The following is a 26268-nucleotide window of genomic DNA, read 5'->3' as shown; positions in this document are numbered from 1 at the left end:
CAATGATTATGTAGATTATATATTAAAGAAATATCCTTATTATGATTTTATACAGCAACACGTTCATTTATCGACGTCGAGTTCGAAGATCTCGAGGCCGCCGAGGTGTGCGGTGCTGCCGACCGGAAAGTCCAAGGCGCTGATGCCGTAGAGCGGTGACCCGCCGACAACCATCACGTCGCGGGCAGCAGGCTGCGCGGAAGCGGCGAACGCCTCGGCCGTGACCGGCGGCGGGAACTCGTCATCCGTTGGGGCGTGCGCGCGTAGATGCGCCAGTGTGGCGGGCCAGTCGAGCACTCCGAGCGCGCGGTCGGACAACTCACGGTAGGCACACACGAATTTTTCGATCTCGGACAGCGTGTCGAACTGTTCGGCACTCAGCTTGGGCTGGTAAACGAACGGCTCGACGGATTCGCTCTCCGGGTCAGCCTGCTGGGGCGAAGGCGGGATTTCGGCCAGAGCGCGGCGCACGACAGCCTCCAGGTGAGCGAGATGCGCTTTGAGCGCGTCCTGCAACGGGACCCAATTCATCGCGAAGTGAATTGCACTGCGAAGGTCCAGCCACCGCCAAAAGAGGGCGCGGATGTCCGCCGCGGCCACGCCGAGGGACGCATGGTTCCACTCCTCGGGCGCAGAACCACGGGGGAAGTGCGGCCTGAGCCGATCCTCCAGCTCTTGCTGCTGGTTATTCAACAACTCGAGCTCAACCAAGCCGATGTCGTCGGCGACAACCCCGAACTCGCCGAGCTTCTGCTTGGTGTCGGTCAGGACCTCGCGGATACTCAGGTACCCCCACGCATGCTGGTCGAGCCGGGCGGCCACCTCGGCCAGCCAGTCGGCCTCGACGCCCCACGGCGCCACATCGGATGCGATGTCCGGTTGGGGCGCGTCCAACAAGTCGGCGAACGCTGCGGGTGTCGGTTCCCGACGCAGATGTGTATCCCGTGCCTCCGCTGCGAACTGATCGAGAACACGCGCCCGAGCCTCGGCCGGGGCCCACTCGTCGAGGATCTCGACCAACTTACGCAGGGAGGCGAGAGCAGGCGACGCTACCGCCTCGTACTCGTCGGCGACTTGCACCAATCGGAACAGGAGGTCGCGCCAACCCGCAAGGAGCTCAGCCGCGTGCTCGCTACCGAGCTCACGAGCCACGTCCTGAATCCTGGTCGCATGCTCCATTCCGTCAAGGTCGAACAGCTCCCGGAACTCTCGCATCGTGTCACTGAAGGGAACACTCGTCACCAGCGCGTCGAACCACAGGTAGCGGGTCACCGCGTCGACCAACTGCGAAACCTCGCCGCCGGCGGCCTCGCCAAGCCGCAGCCACGACCCGATCAGTTCCTCGCTCCGGCTCGGCCGCTCTGCAGTTCCGAGCATCCGCTGGAGTTCACCGAGCGTGTGGTTCACGCGAACGGTGTGCCGCCACAGCGCCATGGACGCCTGCGTGTCGGGTTCGGGGTCGGCATCGGCCGCGCGCTCCGCGTCGAGCAGAACGTCGAATATCTCGCATTGGTCGATCCAGGCGGCGAGCCAGCGTCCGAGGTCTGCGAGTCTGCCGGACCGCACGGCCTCGATCAAACCCACATCGTCGAGGCTCGCCACCGCGCCCTGGATCATGGCGATCGCAGCGCGCAGCCGATCTGGGTCGATCGGATGCGCGGCAGGCAGCCCGGTCAACTCGGCAATCCGCGACCAGGCCGAGTCCCGCTGTGTCGTGGCCTGTTCGAGCAGATCACCCGACTCGGGCCGGAGATCCGCATGTGCCAGCACGGCGATCCGCGCCACATGGTCCGCACCGGTGACTGTCGGGATGTACTCAGAGCCGGATTCCTCGAAATCTCCTTCTGAATCGACGTCCTCGCCGAATGGATCAACGCCGGCAGCTAGGTCGGCGAGGATCGAGTTGGCGGTTTCCTCCCCTTCCACATGAAGCTCTTCGGCACGCCGGGCGGCTGCCACGTGCGTCGGCGGGTAAACGGCGTGCACAGTGCCGTCGGCCTCGTAAACATCGACAGTGAAGCTCCGGCCTGACTGCTGATCGGCGGTCGGGCGGATATTCACGGCCACGCCCGCGATGTGTGAAAGGGCTGCGGTTACCGCGTCGACGACCGCGTTCTGCGCCACGGCAATCGACGTGATGTCCACGCTCCAGCCGTGACGGGTCAGCACGTCGCCCACGACTCGCTGCAGGTGCTGATCGGCCCCCTCACTGCCGAGCAGCACGGTGAATGCGTTCGACATGATCGACATCCGGGCCAAAGCGGACGTCACTGCGCCGTCGGGTGTCACTGCGTCCAACACAACGGTGCCCGACATCAAGACGGTCGCGCTGACAGAGATGTCACGCATCCCGGTGCGTGCGGTCACCTCAGCGCGCAAGTTACCCATTGCCCGGCGCAGCGGCTCGGTGTCGACGATGCCGTCGACACCGAAGGAGAACGCGACATCAGCGGCGAAGCGGTCGACGTCCGCGGCATCGGAGAGGATCGCGGTGGGTCGGCTCTGCACCGGGTTATGGCGCGGCCACTCCCTGTGGCCGGGGTCGGTGGACATCGCATCGCCAAGCTGCCGCGGGTCGTCGTGAAACGGCCTTGGCTGGGTCAGCATCATCGGGTCCGAGCGGTAGAAATCGATTACCAAACGAATGCCCTCGGCGGATGGAACAGCGGTCCACTCGTCGGCGTAATCGACGATGTGCCCCAACAATTCCTGCGGTATCGGCCCCGAACCCATGGCAATCCCGGCCCGGATACCCGCCTCACCCAGCGGCGTGAGATCCACGGTAACCGGCCGGTCCTTGCCTGCCGTCGCATTCGGATCGGACAGGACGATATCGGCCAGCTCCCGCACCGGCTGGATGTCCTCCTCCGACCAGCCCAACCGGTCCGCCAGCGTTGTGGCGGCGTCAGCAGTGCCACGGATCGATTCCCCGTCCGGCACCGGGCGCGGCGCGTCGACAACACCGGTGCGACGCAGGGTCCACTCTGCGACGAACCCTCCTTGCTCCTGAGGCGACACCCTCGCCCCGAGGGGCTCGAGGCTCTGCTGCGGCGACTCCGCGAAACCGGTAATCGCCAACGTCACGTTATGTTCGTCGTCGACAGTTATCGATGGCGTCAACTCCGGCTCGTTGGCCGGGATTTGCTCGAAGATGGCGTGCACTGCTCGGCGCGCCGCCAGCACCGCGCCCCGCGTCCACCCGTCGACGCGCTCGGACAGCGACAGTAGTGCCTGCGTTTCCGGGAGCAGCCGATCGAATCGTTTTGTCAGCTCGTCGTTTTCGGTCTGTGCGATATATCGGGCGCGATCATCGGATCCCAGCTCAACCGCACGATCGACAGTCCAGGGATAATTCCACCCCTGCGCCAGCGGGGCCTGCCTGGATAGCAGCAACGCATCGAGCCAAAGCCGATACACGTGGGATTCCGGGTCACCCGCGATGTATTCCTTCACGCCGGCCGCAAGCGCGTCCAGGCTCTCGAGGACGCGACTCCGGATTGTGGGACCGCCGATCAGCTCGTCCAGATCGACCAAGAACTGTGCGACGTCATGGCGCCCCTGTGCCTCATCGCCCGACGGCAACAGCTCGCCGTACTGATGGTCGCGGAAATCGGCTGCGCTCAACGGCTTTTGTCGCGGCGTGTACAGCCGCCACAGTACGTCCCAGACCGTACCCAACTGACGCCCGTGGCGTGCGATGTGGACAGCCGCCTCGGTCAGCGCCTCCTCCGGCAAGAGGTTTCCGTCCGCGTCGAAACACGTGGCGGGCAAGGCCCGCCACGCGAGGTTGCCGCCCTGGTAACCGTGAGCGACGGCCTCGCGGTAACCGTCGCGCAGCGCGGCTTGGACCTTCGCCGCAGCGATCTTCCCCGCCGGTGGATGCAGGATCTCATGCTGAAGGACGCGCAGCAGCTTGTTGTCGATGCCGTCCGCGAGATGACCCACCTCTTCGTCGGCGTCGACCACCTCGGCGAGACGGTCGGGGTTCGCGGCGTATTCCTCGTTGATCACAACGTAATGGCCGCCGTCTTCGAGCTCGCTGGTCTCCGCGATGGCTTTCGAGTCAAAAGTCTCGCCGATAGCGAAGGTCCACGAACCGTCGCGGATCAGTGTGTGCCCCAGTAAGACGACCGCTCCCGCGAGGTCGACCACCGTCCGCAGCGGTGCGGCGCTGGACTCGACATCCAACGTGACATCGGCATGCTGCTCGGCAGCGCCGACAATGTGGAGGCGGGCACTCTCCTCTAGCAGCAGCCGCTCCACCGGATCGTCTTTCGCGGCGATACGCGCCTCCCACTCGAGGCCCTTCTCGGTCAGCTTCGCGGCAGCCACCATCGCCTCGGTGACCTGCTCCGGGAACTCACGGCGGGCCACGACCGCGCGCTCCATGATTCGCCGGCGCACGCCGTCACCGCGGTCGCCCGGGTTGGCCTGCGGCAGTAGATGATCCGGTGCCGGGGAGGGCGGGCCGCGCTCCGGTCGTGGCTTCTTCGACGGACGTTCGGGGCGGAAGTCCTGGGGACGCAGGACCATTTCGAAACGGGGCTCGCCTTCACCGTAGTGGACGGGGTTGAAGCCGACGATCTTGAAGCCCATATCCAGGTACATGCGCAGGGCGGCCTCGTTGTCGGGTTCCACGGAGAGCAGGATGTAAGGAAGGCCGAGGTCGAACGCCGCAGTCACCGCTGCCACCATTTCCTGCCAACCGATGCCGCGGCCTTGTGCGTCTTCCCGCACTGCGGTGCCGAGAACATACCCGGAGCCGTCGGATCGAATAGCGATAAGGCAGTACCCCTCCAGCCCACGGTCGCTCACCACAACAAAGGAAAGCTCTGGGAATCGCGTAATGAAGAACGCCATCACGTCCCGGGGATATGCAAAGGTGCCGAAAACGGCGACGTCCAAGTCAATAACCTTATCCAACTCATCGGCGCGGATCGGGCGCACCTCACGCACGGTCTTATCCGCCTCGGTGTAGAACAGCGGTGCGGAGTCGGACTCCGGAACGACGACGGACACCGCTTCGGCAGTCTCTGTGTCGTACTCGAGACCGAGATCCGACGGCAGCTCGCGGGCAGGCCGCATCGGCACAGACCGCCCCAGCGCGGTATCGAACGGGATGTCACCGGCGGCAAACGCAATCGCGATCAAACCCGGCTGCGCCACGCTCCAGGTGAACGCGAGTTCATGTATCCGATCTGTGAGAGCGGACCAGGATTGCCGAGCCTCTTCGTCATCGTTCCAATACGGCGGTGTGCCTTGATAGTTGATGACGAGACCCGTCCACGGGCTCATCGCGTCCCCGATCAGCTCGAAATCGGCCACACGCCCAATCCGATTGAGCTCTCGCACGAGGTCGCGGCACAGGCGGCGGACCTCCTGCCGTCGCGCAATCGAAGACCACTCCGAGGTGGTAGCGGCCGCCTGCCAGTCGAGCAATGCTTCCGTCGTCGGCTCGACGTCCGGATTCGCCGCCGCGAACGCGCGCAGGGCAGCGGCCTGACCGAGTTTGGGCAGCAACCGATTGAGCTCCCTGCGGTCCATATCGGCAAAGTGCAGCGGATCCTCACCCGACAGTAACCGTTCAAGCAGCATCACCGCGCGCCGCCGAAAGACGGACTCTCCGCGCCCCTGCATCATCGGGTGGAACAGTCGCGGAGTCGGCGTGCCGCTGACGGTTAGGGTCTCGAGGTCTGCCTTGGTCCTGTTGGCCAGCCGGCTTATGGCCATTCGACGCGCCGCAATGGACTGCTGTAGGTCTCCGAGGGTGACGCCGAAGTACCGCATCATGACCAGGGCGCGGTGGTGTGGCACCGACGCATTTCCCGCCGAGTCCGAGGCTGGGCTGCGACTGGGCTCGTCCGGCATCGCGTACGAATATTGGTCATGGCCGATTGTGAAAACATCCTCCATTTGCAGCCGGACAAAAAGCGGATGTCCGGGATTCCAGAGGGCAAACTCGAACATCGACTGAGGCCTAACTTTCGTGACAGCCGAAACCTCGACAACGGCATCGGGGCTCTGTATTTCATCGCGCCACCGCATAGGGTCCGCAGCGATGCGGAGATTGAGTTCGATCAGCTCGGCACCGAGCGCCTCATACTCCGCGACCAACTCGGCCATGGCGGCCTCTGTCGCGATGGAAGCAGCGACCGGGGCGTTCTCCAACGCCCCGACGATGCCGTCCCCGGTCAGGATCAACGCCTGCTGAACTAGACCACGCAAAGCGAGCAGACCCGTGATCCTGTCCCTCAGATCTCCACGCGCCGCAGCCGTGTGGACATATCGCTCCACGAGGTCATCCTGGGATGTGACACCGCTGTCGTGGGCGCGGGCCACGGCGGCACTCGCACTATAGACATCGTCGGTCTCCGCGAAGAGCTCGAGACCGGTGATTCGAGGCGTTTGCACTCCAGCACCCGGATCGGAGCGCACCGCGGTCATGGTGACGCGGCCATGCGCATTTTCCTTCTCGTCGGTGATATTCACCGACGAGAAGCCCGACAATACAAGGTATTCCGCGATGCGCCGCATCTCACCTCGGGAGGCCGAAAGCCCGAGGAATACTACGCCCCGTACTATCCCGCCAGGTGCGATCACGCGAGCGAACTCCGCCCGTATCCGTGGCTCCAGCAGCGTCAGGACCTGCGTCGAGCCAATCGTGACTTTGCGGCGGGCGGCCGGCGGCAACTGCGCCAACGCCTCGTCGACGGCGACGAGCGGATCCAGCCGCAGTACGGACTGGTCGACATCAGCTTCATCAGGCTGGCGGAACGTGAAACTGGCAGCAGACTCCGTTGCGGCGATATCGACCTCGGTCAGCCCGCGCGAACCTGCGAGATCCCGGATGTGCTGGAACGCGGGCATCATTTCCAGTACGACGACCGGATCAACCCTGATCTGGTCCGTTAGGTCACGGCGGTACTCGAAGTCGGCGAACACCGCTGTCCCGGAGTGCCACTCGACGACGATCATCTCGGCCGCTTCGTCGAGTACGCCCCGCCACACCGGGCCCGGCGGAGTCGCCTCCTCCACCTCGCCCGCCGGGACGAAGCCCAAGGCAACAGGCACACCGTCCTGATCGATCACGACCGGCGTATATCGTTCGTCGGTCCACTCCTGGGCGGCGAGGCCACCCAACTCGGTCAGGTTTCGCGCGTCGGTCAACGCGGCGACCGTGTTCGGCGACCCCACCGCCACACCCGCGCGCGGCCGGGCCGCCCACACGTTTTTCAGTGCCGACGTGTACGCCTGCGCCGCGTCGCCGTCTTGCGGTTCCTCCAGGTCGACCGCACCAGTGACAGACGCCGCCCGTGGCGTCGTCTCGGCAGCCCACTCTGGCTCCGCCGCTTCCTGCCCCGTCCCGGCGGCCGCCTCATCATCTCCAATTCCGCCCATGTTGGCGGAAGCCACAGTGACCCACGGGCTCACGCCGTCGGGGTTCTCCAGATACGCGCCGATCTCCACCAGGTCGTTGTCAACAGCGTCTCGGCTGCGGGCTGCCGGTACGTCCGAAGCGGGGGCCTCTCCGGTCGCCGGAACGTCGGATGGGCTTTGCTCACTCGACCGGTCGCGAACGTCAGGCTCAAACACGTCGACAGCAGAAGCTTGGCGGTTGCCGGAGTCCGGTAGAGCGTTGCCCGCGTTGGTCTCGTCGCCCGGCGGGCGCTCCGCTGTCACTGCGGGCAGGTCGACGGAGGGAGTCACGCGGTCGGAGGGCCGCTCGGCAAGAACCGCAATGACATAGTCCAACGCCGGGGGGAACAACTCCTCGTTATTGAAGTCGTCGCGCAGTTTCCGATAGAGACCGAGAGAAATCGCGTCGATGCGCGCCGCGACTTCCCGCAAGCCCGCAACGCTGTTCCGTGCCCTGACTAGTGCGGGCCAAAGCAGAGGGTCCACCGCCACCAGCAGATCTATTATCTGGGCCGCGCTGGCAGAAAATGGTGCGGCCAGCCGGTCACCGACGTCTCTATACATGTACTTCGCGGGCTGGGCTACCTGAACTCCGTCAGCACGCGTCCTGGAATAGTTGCCCGGTGACTCATTCCGGAGGAGACCGTCACGCAAACCGAGGCTATCGATATACCTGCCCCGCACATACTCGGCGAAGCCCTCCTCCAACACTCGGCCGATGGGGCCGGCCGGAAGCTCGAGAACGTGACCGGTCCGCGCGATCACCATAGCAAGGCTATGTCCGGTGTCGGTCGATGAGACCACCGACCGCAACAAAGCGTGCCGCGATGATCCATGGGCCACCTCGTGGACGATTTGGGACTCTGTGTACTCCGGACCGTTGAGTGCCTCGCGTTCGCTGTTCCGGAATACGATCACGACATCGAGCACGGCGAGGTACCAGCCCTCCAGCTCCGGAGCGTCGAGGCCGATCGATTCGCGGACGAACCGCAGCAGCTCCGGCATTCTGACGCTGTCCACCAGAACGACCGTCGCTAGATGCAATCCCAGCCCGTCCAGGAACGAATCGACACGATCCAGGTTCAGCCCAGTCGGATACACCGAGAACCGGCTGATCAACTCTCCGAGCCACTCGGCGCGCTGTCTGTCGACCCACGCATCTACCTCGCTGCCCATCGTGATCGGGCGCAAGCCCGACTCGCCGACACGCTCGAAATACCGCTTCCCTTCCAATGTCTGCGCCGCGACGGCAGCGACCGGATCGGGCAGGTCTTGGTCGAAGGCAAGCCGGCGTTGTCCGTCGCCGAGTGCGGTGTCGGTGCACGCCATTCCGGCATTCCCGAGCAAAGCCACCGTGCCCGTGGGCGTTTCGTCATGGTGGTAGTCGAAGGTCACGGTGACGCGGCTACCTTCCCGGACCACTGTCATGCGCGGCACCGAGTTTTCCGGCATCGAATTCCAGGCGTCGGCGACGACTTTCGTCTGCGCGACCGTGATCGTCTTGTCCTCGACCTGGTCGGCCAACACCTCGTACACCGCCGCGGCCGCGAGTCGACGCGGCCTATTGTCGGGCCAACCCTCACCGTACCGGTGATTCTTGCGGAATCGGGCTTGACCACGCATCGACGCCGCAGTCGCTTGCAGGACGGTCTGCTTCGTCGCCTCCACGGGACGCGGCTTACCGTACTTGTCGAACGGGTTCGGATGCCGGTGACCGTACTTGTCGATCATGCTCAGCACCGCGATCGTCGACGTGAGCTTGCGGATATCGACGCCGACGTCCTCCAGAACCATGGCCAGCGTTCCGTCCGCACGCAAGGCACACATGTCCTCGGCGACCACATCCATATTCACCTCGTGCAGAGGGCCGAGATCCGCGTTGACCGGGTACCGCACCACCGGATTCGGGTGGTCCCGACCGACCTGCTGCTTGGTTTCCTCGCTGAACTCGGTGTTCTCGATGCCCTCTTTGACCAGGTCCGCCTCATCCTCGGAAATACCCACGCCGTCACCCACCGGAGCCAAGGTGCCGGCGTGCGCGTGGAAAAGCTCGCCGGACAACAACTCGTCGAACCGTCCACGGTTGACAGCGACATGACTGCGACGGCCGTTGCCGTAGACGGCATCGCTGTAGGCCTCCAACGCCAACGACAACAGAGCATCACGATCGGAGAAGCCCGCCGCCTCCATCACCTTGAACAGCGTCGCCAGACCCTCGAGAAGTTCGAAGCCGTTGTGGTAGGTGGCGGGGCAACCGTTCTCCAGCAGACCGTACATGGCATTCGCACGGCCGATGTCCTTGTGACCGTACAAAGTACGCACAATGTGCAACCCGTTTGCGATCAAATGAATCAGCGGCTGCGAAGCCTCGTCGTGCCGCAGACGCTCAGGCAGAATCGAACGGACATCCTTAAATTCCCGCGTGATGACAGGCTCCGGCAGCGGCCCTCGGGTCGGGTCGAGCAGCCGCTCGCGAATCGCGTGCGCCGCCGCGAGGTGTTCGTCCGTCCCGCTTTCCTGCAATGCGGCATACAAGTCCGGCAGGCCGGCCACCCGCCGATCCCCGTCCAGCCACGTACGGCTCGGCATGCCCACGTGATAAGGCAGCTCGGACACCGTCGCCGTGAAATCAGCCCCCAACGCCGCACGCAATGCGGCAAGTCCGGTCACGACCAGCCCATCGTGCGTTCCGTCGCCAGAACTGTAACCCGCCCCGAATCGACCGATTTCGGGTTTGGTCTTGTCGATGAGGCCGAAACCCTCACCGGCGGCGGGCTCCGAACCCGCTGCCGACGAACCGGACCGGTCCCCCGCGGCCTCGACGGGCTTCGGATTCGTGTCTTCCGCGGGCGTCGGAAAGTACACGGCATTCGCGCCGTCCGGGGGGGCCTGGACAACCGCCGGATTGTTACGCCACACGAACTCGCCGCCCACAACGTCCAGGGCTTCGACGCTCCGAATCACTCGATCGAGGTTCTGGAAGAGTTCGGCAAAGTCGACTGAGGCCGACGCAACAGAGCGGAGGTTCGCCATGCTGCGGTCGGGTTCTTGCAAGACGGCGAAGACCCCTTCCAGCGTCGCGGCGTCAAGCATGACGGGGTACTCCGACACCGCACGTGTACCAAGGTCGAAGGCGCGGATATGACCATCGTCGTGGAACAGCCCGAGCAAGGGCGTCACGCCACCGCGTGCTGCAAGCGCCACCAACGCCTGGGTACCCGAAGGGTAGGAGCGCAATGTCACGTACAACAGATCCAACCGTGTCCACTGGCCGGTCGACGCCTGCCGCAACGCGTTGCCGATCTCGGATGGATCGCCTGCTAACGCCAGGGCAGCTTGTGCCAAAAGGCTTCCCTCGGGTATCGCGGCGGCGGGTTGAGCGGACTCGAGGTCCGGCAAAATGTTCGGCAGCGACTCCCGCAACAGCGTACCGAGATCGGGAACGACGCCCGTGGTCCTCGATTCGACTTCGGCCCGCTCAACGGCCTGCAGGTAGCGCCGTTCGGCCATATGCATCCACCCGACCAGGCGGAGATCCAGCTCCCCGATGGACCGCATTTCCCGATCCAGACGGTGCACATCCTGGAACATCTCGTCCAACAGCTCGGACAGTGTGCCTGCATACCTCCACAGCTGCGACGGCTCCGCCACCGTGGCCAGCGCGTCCCACGCCCGCGACATATCCCCCGCGCGGGCGGTCGCCCGCTGCAATTGCGTGGTCTCCCAAATTCGATCGCTTCGATGCCCCTCCGTGCGTAGTACCCGCACCTCCCGAATCAGCTCGGCAAGTTCGATCACGTCACGATGTGCCTGTCCAACATGGCCGAGCATTTCGACCACCCGCGCTGAGGCCGACATCGACCTCAGCGGGAGATCGCCCGCTAGGCCGCGAAGTTCCCGTAGCAACTGCACGGTGTTGTACACGAAGTTCGGCAGGTGCAACCCCCTGCTCTCGGTTTGCAGCGCGTAGACCGGGAATCGCGGATCGGTGATTCCCGCCTGAGCGCCACGCAACACGCGCGCAAAGAAATCGGCTACCGCCTCGATTGGCACCTCTTCACCGTTGGTCGTTACTAGTAGCCTGCTGCCGTAAACAGATTTGCCGCGCTCGCCCCATGCCTGGGCACTTCCCACCTGGTGGCCTCGCAGCGACAGAGCGAAGCTCGCCCGCGCGAACACCAGGGGCAGCACGCGTGCGACGTCGAAGTGGTACGACATCGTATGCGCCAGCTCGTGAGCGAGCGCGAACGCGATCAAGTCGTCGGAATTCCCGGGATCCTCCCCCGCTACCAGATTCCCCGCCGGAATCTGCGGATACGCGCCTGGATTACGCGCATAGTCGAGTTGCAAAACAAGTCTTACATTGCCGTAATCCGGGTGGGCGCTATTGAGAACAGCCTCGGCCAGTTGGTGCGGCGAACGCGTCTTACCTAGCTCAACCCTCTTCAGGCGCGTGAACATCGCCGAATGCGCCGAAAACGCCAGCTCGATCCGCCCTGTGAAAATCCGGATTGTATTGACACTCACCTGGGCGTCGTCCACACCAAATACCGCGAGACCGAAACGAAGCATGAGATACCGAGCCAACACCTGCTGATCGGCCAACGCGGCCAGCGACCCCGTCGGTGGGTCCTGCGCCGCTGGACGATCCAAGACCACACGGGCCAGGTTGAACAACTCGGCCATCGTCGCCGCCGCCAATGCAGGATCGGAGGCCTGACCTGGGGCAAGGAGGCGGGCTACAGAGTTCGCGCTGGCGTCGATCGCACCATCAAACCCCGCCCCGGGGATCTGCTCGACGGCATCGGTGATCCCGGCACGCTCCTGCAGCGACGCCACCGATGGCGCTTCCGTCGCAAGCTCGGCCTCGGCGGGCCCCGCACTGCCCTCGGCCGGGGACGATGCCAGTTTCACGGCGACAATGCTGAAAGCGCCCTCGCGGTAGTCGACCACCACGTCGAATCCAGCTTGCCGCAGGTTCGCGGCGATCTGCTGCACCGTGGCCTCGTCGACGCGGTCGTCGGCCACAACGGCGATCCTCACGTGCGCGCCCGGCAAGAGGATCCGGTGCAGATGAAAGGCAGCGGCAGGCGTCCCGGCCAAGTCGTCCAGAGCGGAGTCGGTAACCACATCGAATCGCGCTTCGCGCGCGCTCTCGGCGCGCAGGAACGAAAGATCACTAACGTAGGCCCAGGCATCGGGGCGAGTGCCCGCGTCGTCGCTCACCAGCACCTCGCCTGCCGCAGCCTGCCCGTCGGCATGGCCGCGACCGAACACGACCACCGCAGGCTGCCGGGTGAGCTCATCGAGGGTGGCCTGGCGCGCTTGCCATGATGCGGGCATTAGCACGTCATTGACCATGCGTTGCAGATAGGCCAGCTCGTCGGTACCGCGGTACTTGAGCTGTTGAACCAAGTCCTCGAACACGGCATCGTAGCTCGACGGGATCACCACCCGCAGCAGGCCGACGTTGTTCTCGTGCACCTCCAGAAGCAGCGGCTGGGCGCCCAAGTAGACGGGGATCGTGAGCCGGGCGGACGTCGGCAATGCTGTCCGCACGACTGGGACTCCGATAAGCGTCAGGTTGTCGCCGACTACGCCCGGCTCCGCGAAGGCCGTGCGCGCCTGCCCGACAACGCCGTCGGTCGCCTCGAGCAGGGTGGGAGCGATGTTCACCCTTTCTTCCAATTGCCGCATGTCCATGGCTTTTTCAACGCCGTCGGAGATCAGCAGGAACGTGCCTGCGGCGGGAGCGTCGAAGGTCGTACGGCGATCCTCGGGCAGCGCCCTTTGCCCGGAGCCGAGGCAGTAGGTGAGCTGGGACGTGCCCGGTACGGCGTGGCCTTCGGTCAACACCACAACCTCCGACGGCGCGCCGTCGTCGCCTCTCGCCGGGATGAAGACCGCCGTGCAGTCGCCTACCCAGCGGATGTAGACCCGACCGTTGATCTTCACCGCGAACAGGACTGTCGTGCCTGGCTTCTTGGTGTTCTCGTACCGCGGGTGTCTGCCAAACTCCTGCACTTCGGCGAACGCCGCCTCGAGCGCACCATCGAGGGCTTCGTCCACGGTTTCGGCTACGGTGCGGCCGGGGGCCAGCCCTGCCGACAGCGTCTGCTCGACCCGCTCCATCATGACGTCGAGCGCCAGCTTGGAAACAACTTCGCTGTCGGGCACGGAGAAGAAAGAGACGCCGTCGGCCACCCCCATAAGTAGGGCATCCAGCTCCTCGTCACCCGCAGCCACCGTCATTGTCTCCAAGGCGATATGGTCTTGGTTGCGGTCGTAGGTGTGCGGTGCGCCGATGTCGGTTATCCCGACGGCCACACCGACATTGATCTCGATATGGTCTCGGCTGGGGTCGGCCGGAAAGTTCGAGGGCAGCCGACGCCTCGGCACAGCGGCTTTCGCCGGCTCGGCAGTGGGATCCTCTTCGACAGCGGGCGCCTCGGATCCCTCCGCGTGCATGTCAGCCAGTTGCTGTTGCTCATCGATAAAGATGACGTCGATATCGGAGCGATTCTCCAATGGGTTGAGCGTGTCGGGGTCGACCCACGCCGACCGATCCAGCCTGCCATCCACCTCGGAATCGATGACCACGACCCGACCCTCGGACCTCGCCACCACCAACACGCGGGGCAGCGCGAGGATCACGGCGAAGGCATGATCCCCCACGACCACCCCCGCCACCGCACCGGCGAAATCGACACCCAACTCCCGCTGATAACCCGTCATGTGCTCGAGCCGTCGCCAAGCCGCCACGCCCGGCCCCGGGTCCTCCAGCAGCTCGAGACCAAGATCCCCGAGCGCGCCAACGACTAACGCAAAACCGTCGACCGACTCCGACGCCGTCGGGTTGCCCGCGTCGGTGGCCGGACTGCGGCCAGCCGCCTGCCTCGCCCGTTCCGCCTCGCCCTGATAGGTCAGATCGTCGCCTTCCGGGAAGCTGTGCGGCGGCCAATAGCCGGATTTCGGGTCTAGCATGCCGGCCGTCGGGCTCACGGGGCCAGCGCGCGACGGCGCCCGACGTGCAGGCTCTTCCCCCGAGGAGGTTGCCTCGCCGCCGCGAGCTGTCACGACAGCGCGACCTACCGTCGCGCGCACCGCTCCCGCCGACTGCCCCTCAGCATCGACTGCGGCCTCCGCCAGCGCTGCGTCCGTGTCCGGCGTGGAGCCGACCAACACAGGCTCGCTGTACGGTGATCCTACCGATTCCGGCATCGTGCCGGTGCTGTGCAAATGACGGAGTTCGTCATCGCCGAGTTGGTAGCCGAATAGCGTCATCAGCCGACCGAGCATCTCCAGACTCGGGCGATTCTGGCCGGTTTCGTAGCGCGAGGTACTGCCGGGCAGCGCGCTCTGGTCCAGGTCGCGTGCCCAACGCAGCCCGAACAGAAACTGGCCTAGCCGACCGGCGACAGAGTCCGGATCGATGCCGTGATTGCGCTGGTTGACAATGTTGCGCCGACGGGCATGCGTATCAAGCCATTTCAGGAGAAGGTCGGCCAACTGCGGTGGGCCGCGCAACTTGTCGATGAGGTGCAGCAGAGTCCCGGGGCGCACTGACGGTACGCGGCCCATGACGTAGTCGAGCAGTGCATCGACGGATACGCCGGCCCGGATCGCCGCGTCGTCGTTGATCAGTCCTTCGGCCCAGTAGAGCCGCACCACAGCGCGCCCGATACGCGCGAGTTCGGAATCTGGATCCTGCTGGCTGTCGATCAACTCACGTTCGGCACGCTCCCACAACAACGTGATCACCCGATCGCCGTGTCGCGCCGGCGCGTCCAGGGCTCTCACAATCGCGCGCACTAACGGCGGCTTCGGTACTGCTTGGCCGGACTCCAACAGGGACACGAAATTCTGACTTACGCCGGTCGCGGTGACGAGGTCCTTCTGGAATCGCCCGGATTCCCACCGGATCTGGTAGAAGATCGCGCCCACCGCCGCCATAGTGGCGTCGATGGGTTTGGGGCGCATCTCCAATGCGGCTCGGTACGCCCGCTCCTCGTGCTGCCACAGCACTGGAATCAACCAATCCGCTTCCTCGACCGGGACGCCCAGCTCCTCGGCCAGGAAGCGCACCATCTTGGGCGAAGGGAAATCCACACCCTGTTCGTAATTGCTCAACACCGCTTCGAACTCTGTTTCAGACACCGTGACCGGCAACATTGTGACCGGAAGGGCACCCGCCACGTCGGGGAGACTCCGACCCGCCGATATGCGCCATGACCGCAGTTGTTGGCCGACAAAAGTCGGGTCCGCGGCAGCGGTGAGGCTGCCGGCAGGCCGTGCGTCCTCCAACGCGGGAAGCACCCATGTCAGCCAGATGTCTGCGGCATTCAGTCGATTCGACAGGTTGCTCTTGCTGATGTCGAGGGCCTCGGGTTCCGTTATTCCGGTCCGACGCCGGAACGCTTGGAGTTCGTCCTCGGTCAACATGTTGACCGCGTCGAGAAATAAGTCGGGCCGCCTTCGGCCGATATCCCGCACGATATCCGATGTCCAACCAAGCAATCGCAAGTCTCCTGCGCTGGTTCGATCAAGTATCGCGTTCAATTCGTCGGCGGTCACGGGCTCCCGGCCGTTGGACTCCGCGTCGCCGTGCGGGTGATCCGGCAACGAGGCGATCAAGGCTGCGTTCAGCTTGATCTTGGCGAACTTCAAGCGATCGGAGACCTGGCTCTGGCTGAGATCCAACAGCAGCGCGACATCTGCTGTCCGCAAGCCCGCCAACCGCAGCCGGACACATTCGCGTTCGTCGATAGGCAGCCGGTTGATCACATTGAGCACGGTTTCCGGCTCCCGGCGGGCAAGATCCTGAAGCTGTTCCGAAAGCCAATTCAGGCGACGCTGTTCCCCTCGCTCGAACAACAGCAGGGACTGCACGAAATTGGAGAGGCCAACGGGCGCCCACGCCGTGCCCATGGCAGCCTCGTCCAACCCTTGCAACACATCAGTCAGACGCACGTCCGCCTTGTACAAGATGCCCGGTGCATCGTCGGGCTCAACTCCGAGCCGGGCCGCCAATCTCCCGGCCGGCACGCCGTCCAAGAGCGCCAGCACCGCTTCCTGTTGCCTGCGGCGTAAGTACTTCTCGACCACCCGTCGGAGTGCAATCGCCTTTTCGTCCAACCATCGCTGAATAACATCCGACCAGATCCATCGGTCACGGTCAGCAGCCTGTCGCGGTCGGCTTTCGGCGGCCGGTCGTTCGGTCTCGTGTGTGTCAGCCGATCCCGCACCCGGATCGGCTGGATTCGAATCTTCCCAGAAGAGGGCGGCGAGCGATTCTCGAGCGGTGTCAGGCTGCGATTCGTGGGCGAGTGTTTCGGCGACGGCTTCGACGATCGCGTTGCGATGCAGGACGTTTCCGTGCTCATCGCGGCTGTAGCCGGACAGCTCACCGACGCGATCACCGACCGCGGCCTCGACCTCCTCGGGCCGAATCTCCAGCGCCCGCGGCGTGGACATCTCCGCGACCAGAACCCGCAGGAACGGATTGTCGAATCCGGGCGCGAAATACCCTGCCTCCGTCTCCTCCTCGATCACCTCCACCAGACTCAACCCAGCCTCCCCCTCGGGAACCGACTCCGGATCACGGTGCGCCGCATACCACTCGCTGAACACGACCGTCGCGGTCACCTTTCCGTCCACTCCGGTAACCACAGTGGTTTCCGCGATCGCCCCCTCATCGCTCGGCACACCGATATCGATCCGCCACTCATCGACATGCCCGAACATCGGACGCAGGACCTCGAACGCCTCAGCCAACTCCACCAAATTCTCCGTCGGCACCGACGTCTGGGCGAACCGCAACACCCGCACCGGCGCGACACCGCGCCCACCGCTCGACGCCGCCTCGTCAACCGGCCGCTCCAGATCCTCCACCAGCGCCACCCGCGCCTGGTCCCCGGAACCACCACTCGCCTCGAAAGCCGCCCGCCGCTCGGCAACTCGCCGCACCGCAGCGACCGCCGCCGCAGTGAAACCCCGACGCACAGTCCTCGCCCCCACCCGGCCCGCAACCGGCGCACCAGGAGTCCCCCGCGGCAACAGGAAGTTGCGCTGCTCCGGCGTCGATCCGAACACAGCATCAGCGCTGGCGTCGGTCCGCCGGTCCGCGTCGGACACGGTCTGCCCGTTGTCGACGTCCGGCTCTTCGACCGGATCGCTTTCGTTCTGCCGATCCTCGACAAGCTGATAGGTAATCTCGACCACCAATGGGCGAGTGGGATTCCACGGCCTTCGAGGCAACGGACCATTCGTCAGATCGAGTTGTCGGCACGTAATGAAATGTGGGCCTAGCACTGGCTCCTTTTTCGTGCGCAGACCCCACAACTCTTGCAAGGCTCGATATTGGTCGTCAGGTATCGACAACGCATGCTCCCCGCCCACGAATTCCGCGGCACCGAGTTCAGCCATATGCTCTGTCTTGTTTTCCCGGCCCAGCAACGTCGGCGCCGGGCCAGACAGCCCCCACTGCCCAGGGGTGTTTCCCGGCAAGAGAAGTGTGGTCATCTCATAGGCGAGAGTTACTTCCCATTCCTCGGCGGACACCTTGTTGCGTGGGCGGCCCGGACCGCTTGCCGGCTCATCGGGCTCGAGGAATTTGTCAAAGAACTCCGCCGATTGCGGCGGAAGCGGCCTGCGCTGATCTTTCGGTTTCAAAATCCGATCAGACAACGCCAGCATGCGCATTCCTCGAAAACCATTTCTCGGAATCATCTCCGTAGTGCCGTCCGACGAGGTCGTCTGCCGTTGCATCAAAGCGGACTCCTCCGGCACGATCATAATCGTATCCAGGAGACCGGAAAGCCCCCCGCCGCTTCGTTCTGTCATATACCGAATGACGTTCGCGGTCTGCCGGATTCGTTCAATGCCCAGCCGATTCGAGGAGAAATTGAGAAGCCGTATCATACTGGTGCCGTCGCTGAAATCATAAGCCTCGCTGACGATTTCCACCTCGCCGCGAGCATCGCTTCCATCGTCGTGAGTCAGCTCCTGGAGATCATTGAGATAGTAATGATCGACATGGTGCGCTTGATTTACGTAGTGGGCCTCGATCGCGGCGCGTTTCGCATCCGGTTCGACCAGGCTATCGAGAATCTCAGCGCCGGCTCGAGCGTGGTTGACCGTATCCCCAGTTGCGAAAAGATCGGCAGGCACCTGTTTGGCGGCGACCGCCTCATCATATTTCGAAGCCGCGACCGGAAAAACCACCACGAAACCCGTCCTGCCATTCCGCTGTTCAGCAAAGGCAGTTTGTACCACTACGATAGGCGTTTTTCCGTCGAGATACTGCCGGACAAAGTCTTGCGCCTTATGGTCAGTGCCGAGCGGGAACATCACCTCGAACGGCTGGGGCTCGCTCGAATGTCCGCCTTCCAGAGATTCGATCCGGAAACCCCGGTTGGGCCCGTCCTCCGATTGCCGCTCACTACGGTCCCGCTTCCCCCACAATGCGGGATCGCTGTCATCGTCGGCCGTGACGGCAGGCGCTGGACGATCTACGTCGTTGATGCCGTCGGTTGCGGCAGGCAGCACGATCCGGCCGGTCGCGGCGTCCCGGGTTGCCAGCACGAAACTCTCGACGACGCCGTCGCGTTCGCACACGATCGGCACGGAATGCTCGGGTTCGAGCAAATGGTCGGCGATCAGGCCAGCGACGCGGCCGAGGTCGCGAGGCTCGCACACGCGATACGTCGGGGGTGAACGTTCAGAGTCCGGAGTCGGAATGTTATTGGAGATCAGTGTCGCGATCCGCGTACTGAGGTCGTCAACCTGCGACTCTAGCGCATCGACCTCATCGGCCAGTCGTCGCAGACGCTCGAGCGCGGCGTCGTAGCCGCGGTTTTGCAGTTCGCTGTGCAACGCCGCGATCCGGTCGGCGACGGACATTCCGGCGAGCTGGACGGGTCCGCCAGGCACCAGGGCCGCCAGTTCGGTGATTTCGGCGTCGCGCAGGCGAATCGTGGACGCCAACTGTTCGCGCATCGGCTCCCATCGCCGGACCAACTCATCAGCGCGTGCGCGCACCACCGGATCGAGCGGACGCTGGACGCGTCCGTCGGCGTCGAACCCGATGATCCGCCGGTAGCCTGCATCGTCCAGCAGGGCGGCATCAGCCGGCCGCACGGACGCGCCGAACCAGTCGGCCAGGCGCAGCCTGAAGCGATAGTTGTGCCGCACGTAAGCGTGTCCCGGGTTGTCGGACAGTCGCAGGCCGTCGGGGCCGACGACGGTCTCGAAACCCATTGTCGCGGTGAGTGCGTTGTGCCCGGCCCAGAGTAGATCTCCGTGGCGGCGCCATTCCACGTCGTCGAGGCTGGCACCGATTGCCACGGCGGCGCCGTCCACGGTTCGGCTTATCCGCTCGTACCGTCGCACGTCGGAGTTGTGGGTCATCGTGGCGACGGTTTCGGTCATCAATGCGACACAGTCATCGGTGATCGCCGCGGCGTCCGCGGCAAGGGCCACGAAAACCGGGTCGGTCAGCCGCCGAGCGATCTGCTCGTCCAGTGCGCGCAGGCGCTGCTCCACGAGACTGAAGTCCGCGGCCACCGCGCCGAGTTCGACGAGCCGGGTCCGCCGGGTCGGATCCGATTCAGCCGCTGCCGCGGAGCTCAGTTCGGTGCGCGAAAGGCGTTGCGGATCATACCCGAGCAGCCGCGCCTTGACCGCGTACTCCTCCTCGAAATGCTGCACCGCCAACGCCGCGCGCAGGCGGGCGCCGGACAACTCCTCGATCGGTTCGATCTTGGCTGTGAGATCCCGGTACTCCCGCAGCCTTTGCGCGCACACCGCCGGGTCCGTGGCCTGTTGCGCCGCATCACGCACCCGGTCCCGGTACATTCTCGCGGCGTACAGGGCGTGGAAGTGGCGAATCGGCTCCCGCCAGATAAACATCGACTTGCTCGTCGGCCCCGGTGCCTCTCGGGGTGATTCCGACGGCCAGTCCCGCATGTTCGGGGACTCGGCGAACACGTCGAAGGCATGGCCCCATTCCGCACCGTCTGGCGAGGTCGGCAGCACATGGTCGCCGTAGACGTCGAAGAACGCGCAGTCCGTGACTGTGCCGATGTCTCGTGCCGAATGGACGATCCAGATGTCGCCGCTGGCGACGTCGATGGCGACGGTCCGCCCATCGTATTGGTGCAGTCGCAGCGTGCGTGGCCGGCCGTCGGGGTCGAGGTCGGCGAGTGTGACCACGGCAGTCCAGCCGTCCACGGCGTTGTCCAGAAGACGTAGAGCCGTATCGGTGTCGATGGGGGCCGCTTCACCAGCAAGGGCGCGCAGCTCAGCGTCGGATCGGCCGAGAACCCAGTGGATCCGCTTGTGTTGCAACGCCTTCGGCAACGGTGCCACATCGGACGCGAATAGGGCATCGATCTGCTCGGGGGTCGCCGTTGCCGCCGCGCCGTGGACCAGGCGCTCGATGCGGGCGGTGGTGTGGGCGGCGAGATGGGTGAACGCGCGGCGTTCGGCCAATTCCGCGTTGTGGTAATCGCGGATCATCTCGGCGTCGGCTTCGTGGTCCGGACCGACTACGCCGAGGCCTGGCAGCATCTCTTCGGGCGGGCTCGCTGGGTCGAGGTCGAGCGCGGTCGCGGCGCGGCGGAACGGCACACGCAGTTCGGCGAGGGCCAGGGCCGCGGCGTCGCGTTGTTCGATCAGCTCGAGAAGACGGGCCGCGGTTGTCCGGTCGGGCGCGAACCACGCCCGGTTTTCGCCGGCGTTAGGAGAGGGCGCGGATCGACCGGACCCGGACCCGGGCGCGGCCGGGCCGGTCGGAAGACCGAGGAGCGCGGCGGCGGACGTCGTGGTCTCGTCGGGTGCGGGTGTTTGCGCCTGGCTCTGGTGCTGCGCCAGGCGGACATCGGGCAAGCCGAGATTCGTGAAGGCGTCGAGGAACTCACGCACGGCTGCTTCCAGCGCTGTCGTGTCGATCTCGGTGGCAGCATCCTCGGCCTCGGCGACCGCAGCGTCGGTCGCATCGGTCGGGTCGCCCTCGGTTGCGTCGGAACCGGGAAGGGCGTCGAATGCCGCGCCCAGCGCCTCGACTGCATCTCGCGTGCGAGTGTGCGCCGCCAACACTTCGGCTCGGGTAACCGGCTCTGCCGCGGTCGTTTCCGGTGTCGTTGCGGCGGCGTGTTCGAGTGCCTGGGTGGCTGCGCGGAAGTCGCCGATGCCAGCGAGCAGCCGCCACAGCACCGGCTGCTCGACATCCCGACCACCTTCGCCGGTGACAAGACCCGTGATCAAACGAGCGATGTCACCGTCGGCACGCGGGTCGTTGCCGAACAGCACCGCCGGATCGCCCGTGACACCGAGCTGCGCGGCGGCCTCCGCGACGCGGCCTTGCTTGACAAGCCAATCCAGCACCGGCTGCTCGACCGTCGACCCGTCGACCAACGTCCGCCCGACGCCGCCGACCAACGCCGACGCCTGCGGCGTCAATACCGCCTGCGCAGCCGACCGCACCGCGCCGGACGGATCGAACGCGCTACGCTGCGGCAGCCACGACGGCAGCGTCGACTGCGGGCCGGACGGAGCGGTCGATTCGGTCGTGCTCGCGGCCACGAACGGGCTGGCCACCCGCCCGATGCTGCGCGCGTGCGCGCGGCGTTGCTCACGCAGCTGCCTCATCACGTCCTGTTGCAACTTGACCGAATGCTTGCGCAGCGTCGCGTGTGCGGCGGTCTCCGCCTTGTTCGCGTCCTCCAGCGTGGACGCGGTTTCCTCGGTCGGGTTGGCGGTGTGCGCTTGTTCGGCCTCGGCGCGCTCCGTAACCGCCTCGGCGTGTTTGTCGGCGTACATCCACGTTTCGGTGGCGACACCGTTGTCGGCGACCCTGACCATACGGTTACGGGGCCCGCTGATGACGTAACTGCGGCCCGCCTGGCCGCCGTTGACCTGGTCGTCACCGTGACCACCGCGCCCGGCCCGGACCCGGGCCTGCCAAATCGTGGCCGCCTCATGGTCCGCGCCACCGCTGACAATGGCCACCAAACCACCGACCCACTCGTCCGGGTCACGCGAGTACTCGGGGTCACGCGTGCGGGTCTCTTCGCTGAGTTTCGGGTCCGCGCCACGATGATGTGGTAACCCGGTGATCACCAGACCCCCGCGCTTCTTCGCGAAAGTCTCGATGATGTGGTTCGCGGCACGTTCCGCGTCGTCACCGTTGCCGTGCTCCCAATACCAGCGCGCATCCAGGTTCTCCACCTCGAGGTGCACGTCACCGTCGAGCGCCAAACCGTGCTCGGCCGCGAACGCCGCCGCTCTCTCGTGGAACCGCTGCTGCACCCAGTCGTACACCCCTTTCTCCGAGTCCTCCTTCACCTGCCACAACGGCACACCCTGTTCACGGGCGAGGTCCTCCAAGTGGACCCGCTTCACTACGAGTTCGTCGGTCGCCTCGTCGATCCACCTCGTCTCCCGGAGGTCCGCGCCCGACATCTCCACGTTGTCCAGCATCTCCAACATCACCGGGTCCCCGTGGAACGTCCACGTGATCACCGGACTCCCGTTTTCCTCGTGTACATGGAACTGGATGTCCATCGTGTCCAGTGCAGTCCGCGCGCCCCAGTCCAGTTTCGCCTCGTCGGTGGCAAACTCGATCTCCGGACGATTGTCCAGCCGCGACACATAGTGTCCGCTGACCGGGACGACAACCTTCTTCAACACCTCGGCGAACTCGTCACGCCTGTGATCAGCCGTCGCCGACAACCCCACCGAATCCTCCGCGAACGAGGTGCCCTTGATCCTCGCGTCGGAGAACACGACCGACCCGTCCGGGCGTTTGCGCTGCACCGGGACACCGTTGGTCGACTCCAACACCCACCCCTCCTCCTGCAACCGGGTATCGGTGCCCTTCGTCGGATCCGACTGCAACTTCCCGGTGCTGGTCGAATCGATCAGGATGATCTTGCCCTCGAGATGCCGCAACTCGAACTCTTCGGTCCACCCCGGATGCAACACACCCGAGGCCCGCAACTGCGCGACCGCGGCCTGACCCTGCTCGTCCAGCTCGCCGGTGTCTTTCAACTGCCCGTACACCACCCCCGCCAACTCCCGCGCCTGCGGGTCGAGGTGCTCGTCGATCATCGACTTCACCGTCCGCGGCTGGTAGTAGTCGCTGTTCCGGCCCCACCCCCACTCACGGTGCGCGAGATGACCGAAAAGCTCCTTGTTCTCGCGGACGAAGTCCTCACCATTCTCACCGAACTCCGCAGCGAGCTTGCCCACCCCCTCGTCGGTCAAAGAAACAGGCCACGGGCCCTTCGTGTGCGTGGGCCGCCCGAAATCCTCCGCGGTCAAACCCTGCCGCAGCACCGCTTTCCAGAACCCCGTCTTCAACTGGTCCTGGTGTTGAACCACCGAGACCTCCTCGGTCCCGGGATCACCGTCGGTGATCACCACCTGTGCTTCGGACGCGTCGACCTCGTCGTTGACCCGCTTGCCCTGCGCGTGTGGCATGAACCGCAACCGCTCACCATCGGAACCGCGCACGTGCACGTCGTATTCGTCGGCCAGCCCGTCGAGCACCTCCTTGACCTGATCCGAGTTCGGCTCGTCATCATTGCTCCACTTGACGACCTGCGCCAACCGATCCCGCACCGCCTGCGCCTCCGCCGGAGACTTACCGTCGGTGGCCACTTCTCCGATCCGCGCCACCATCTCCGAGACCGCCCGCGCGTGAAGCGTGGCGAACGTCAACGGTGTGCCCGCCAAGATGTTGGCCCGGTCCGGGTTGATCACCGTCGACCCGTCGTCGTTCAACCGCGTCGCGTCCACCCCGATATCGAACAACTCGGGCGCGATATACCGACTTGAGTACTCGTCCAACCACGCCAGCACCAACGGATCACTACTCGTCGCAAAACTCACCACCCCGTCCTCGATCGCCTTCCGCGTCACATCCATGTGCACCGCGATCGTCTTGCCGTCCCCACCAGGCATGTTCACGAGCGCAAACTTCAACACCCCGAAAGCCTTCAGCTGGTTGCGTCGCGGCGTCCGCGGATCGTTGGGATTGGTCACCTTCTCGCTTTGATACATGAATTCGGCCATCGCACCCAACCGCCTTGCGGGCGAACCGGTTTTCACCAACTCGCGCACCTCGTCCACGGACGGCGCTCGGGTCACCGGGTTGTCATCCCCCGAATCATGTAGCAGCACATCCCCATACATAAAGATTGCGTCTACCAAGGGTTCCGCCGCGTCGGACATCTTCTCCGCCCCCACCAGCAACGCGTCTGGACCCGCCAACCCGTCGTAGTATGCTGCCAAATCCCCAGCCGCCGCCGCCTGCATATGCGCCTGCCGCTCCTCGATCACCCCCACGACCGCCTGCTCCACCGCGTCCCGCTCCTGCGCGAACGCCACGATCGCCTTCCCCAACTCCGTCTCCGCGTCCTCCAGCTTCGCTTCGATCCGGCCGTGCGCGGCCTCCCGCATCAACCGGCCCAACTGCGTCGCACGCTCGTTGACCCGATTCTCGAACCCGCGCATAGCATCATCGAACTCGCGGCCCGCAAGCCTGCGCGCACGCCATCCCCGCAGCGGCTCCGACCCGCCGTCGCGTTGCGCAAACTCGTCCCGCAACAACTGGTTCCGCTCACTCACGGCATGTTCGAGCTTGTCCGCGAACGCCTGCGCGCGGGTCCGCTCCGTCGGCGAGTCCTCCCTGGACGCCTGCTCGCGCGCCGCGGTCAACCTTGCCTCGTACTCCATCGACTCCCCGCGCAACCGGCGCTGCCACTCGTCGATCTCGGCTTCCAGCTGCGCCACCTTCTCGGGTCGCGGCGCTTCCTCGCGCTCACCCGCCAACTCCACACGACGATTGCCCAGCTCGGTCTTCGCGTGCTCAACCAGCTTTCGCTGCGCTACGAGGCTCTCGTCGAGTTGATGGCTCTCCACAGCCTCAACCTCGGCCAGGAGGTTGGCCACCTTCTTCTCGGCCGCCCACACCCGTTCCTTCGCGTCGTGCAGGCGCTCCCCCACACCTTTCACCTCCTCCCCATCACCATTCAACACAATGTCGGTCCGCGCGATCATCTCCGCTCGCGCATCGTCGGCCGCGTCGATCAACTCCTTTGCGACTGCCTGCTCCTGCTCGTACTTGTGTTGCACCGCCTCATCCGACAACACCTGGTAGACGTCCAGCGCGTCCTCGACCACCCGACTGTGCTCCGCCACGGCAGCCCGCAACTGCGAAACATCTTGCGTCGGTTCACCCTCGGTCGACCCATTCGCCTGCTCGGCAACATCGAGGCGAGACTGGGCCTCGACGTAATCGGCCCACGCCTTCTCCGCGCGTACACGCGCCTCCCGGACCGACTCGACGTCGGCGTCCACCTCCGCCTTCAGCTGCTTACGCTTCTCGATCTCGTGCTCGCTCTGCTCTGCGGGCTCGACCTCAGCCGCCGCCTCGTCGTCATGAGCAGGCTGATTCTCGGCGGCATCCTTCTCGGCCGACGTCTCGCCGTCGGAGGTTTCCGGTGTGGTGTCCGGCGGCGGGGGTGCCGACGAGCCATCACCGGCGTCGACTCCGGTGCCCCCATTTGCCGCCGCGGTCGCGCGGGCGGTGGCCTGTTGGGCCTGGTCGATCAACCGACGACGCCGGCTGACCTGTACAAGCCTCGCAACATCGTCAGACACCACTGCTGCCTGAGTGCCTGGATTCGCGCTGGGGTCGTCCGCAGGTGTGTGTGCGCCGATGTTCGAGGTCAGTGGGGCGGCGATCCGCTCGCCGGTACCCGACCATGGAAGCCAATCGCCGCTCTTGGTGAACACGCTGGCCGACGCACGACGGTAAGAGGCTCGCTGGCGCGGCGTCTCCGACTG

The 26268-nt window shown here is 65.1% G+C and carries 5 protein-coding genes; 4 read left to right on the top strand and 1 reads right to left on the bottom strand.

All coding sequences use genetic code 11. The annotated features are described in order from the left end of the window. Nucleotides 1–63: 63 nt before the first annotated feature. Nucleotides 64–19290 (bottom strand): GNAT family N-acetyltransferase, encoded by a 19227-nt coding sequence (locus tag ABZW16_RS33485; RefSeq protein ID WP_354960109.1) that lies wholly within the window; start codon nt 19288–19290, stop codon nt 64–66. Between ABZW16_RS33485 and ABZW16_RS33480 the strand changes: the two genes are divergently transcribed. The 4 genes from ABZW16_RS33480 to ABZW16_RS33465 all read left to right on the top strand — a co-directional run. After that, nucleotides 19285–19710, top strand: a complete 426-nt coding sequence (locus ABZW16_RS33480; RefSeq protein ID WP_354960108.1) for a hypothetical protein — start codon at nt 19285–19287, stop codon at nt 19708–19710. The two genes, ABZW16_RS33485 and ABZW16_RS33480, sit on opposite strands and share 6 nt — an antisense overlap. A gap of 1128 nt (nt 19711–20838) precedes the next feature. Next, on the top strand, nt 20839–22524 hold the full coding sequence (locus ABZW16_RS33475) for a hypothetical protein (protein ID WP_354960107.1): 1686 nt from the start codon (nt 20839–20841) through the stop codon (nt 22522–22524). 1618 nt (nt 22525–24142) lie between these two features. Continuing rightward, nucleotides 24143–24475 carry a hypothetical protein gene (locus ABZW16_RS33470; protein ID WP_354960106.1) on the top strand — a complete coding sequence of 111 codons (333 nt, stop codon included), beginning with the start codon at nt 24143–24145 and terminating at the stop codon, nt 24473–24475. A gap of 260 nt (nt 24476–24735) precedes the next feature. Then, on the top strand, nt 24736–26268 hold a 1533-nt coding region (locus tag ABZW16_RS33465), incomplete at its 3' end, for a hypothetical protein (protein ID WP_354960105.1).

The organism is Nocardia sp. NPDC004604, assembly GCF_040609795.1.
Taxonomy (GTDB): domain Bacteria; phylum Actinomycetota; class Actinomycetes; order Mycobacteriales; family Mycobacteriaceae; genus Nocardia.
The sequence above is the reverse complement of the archived record's forward strand: the minus strand, read 5'-3'. Positions and strand labels throughout refer to the sequence as shown.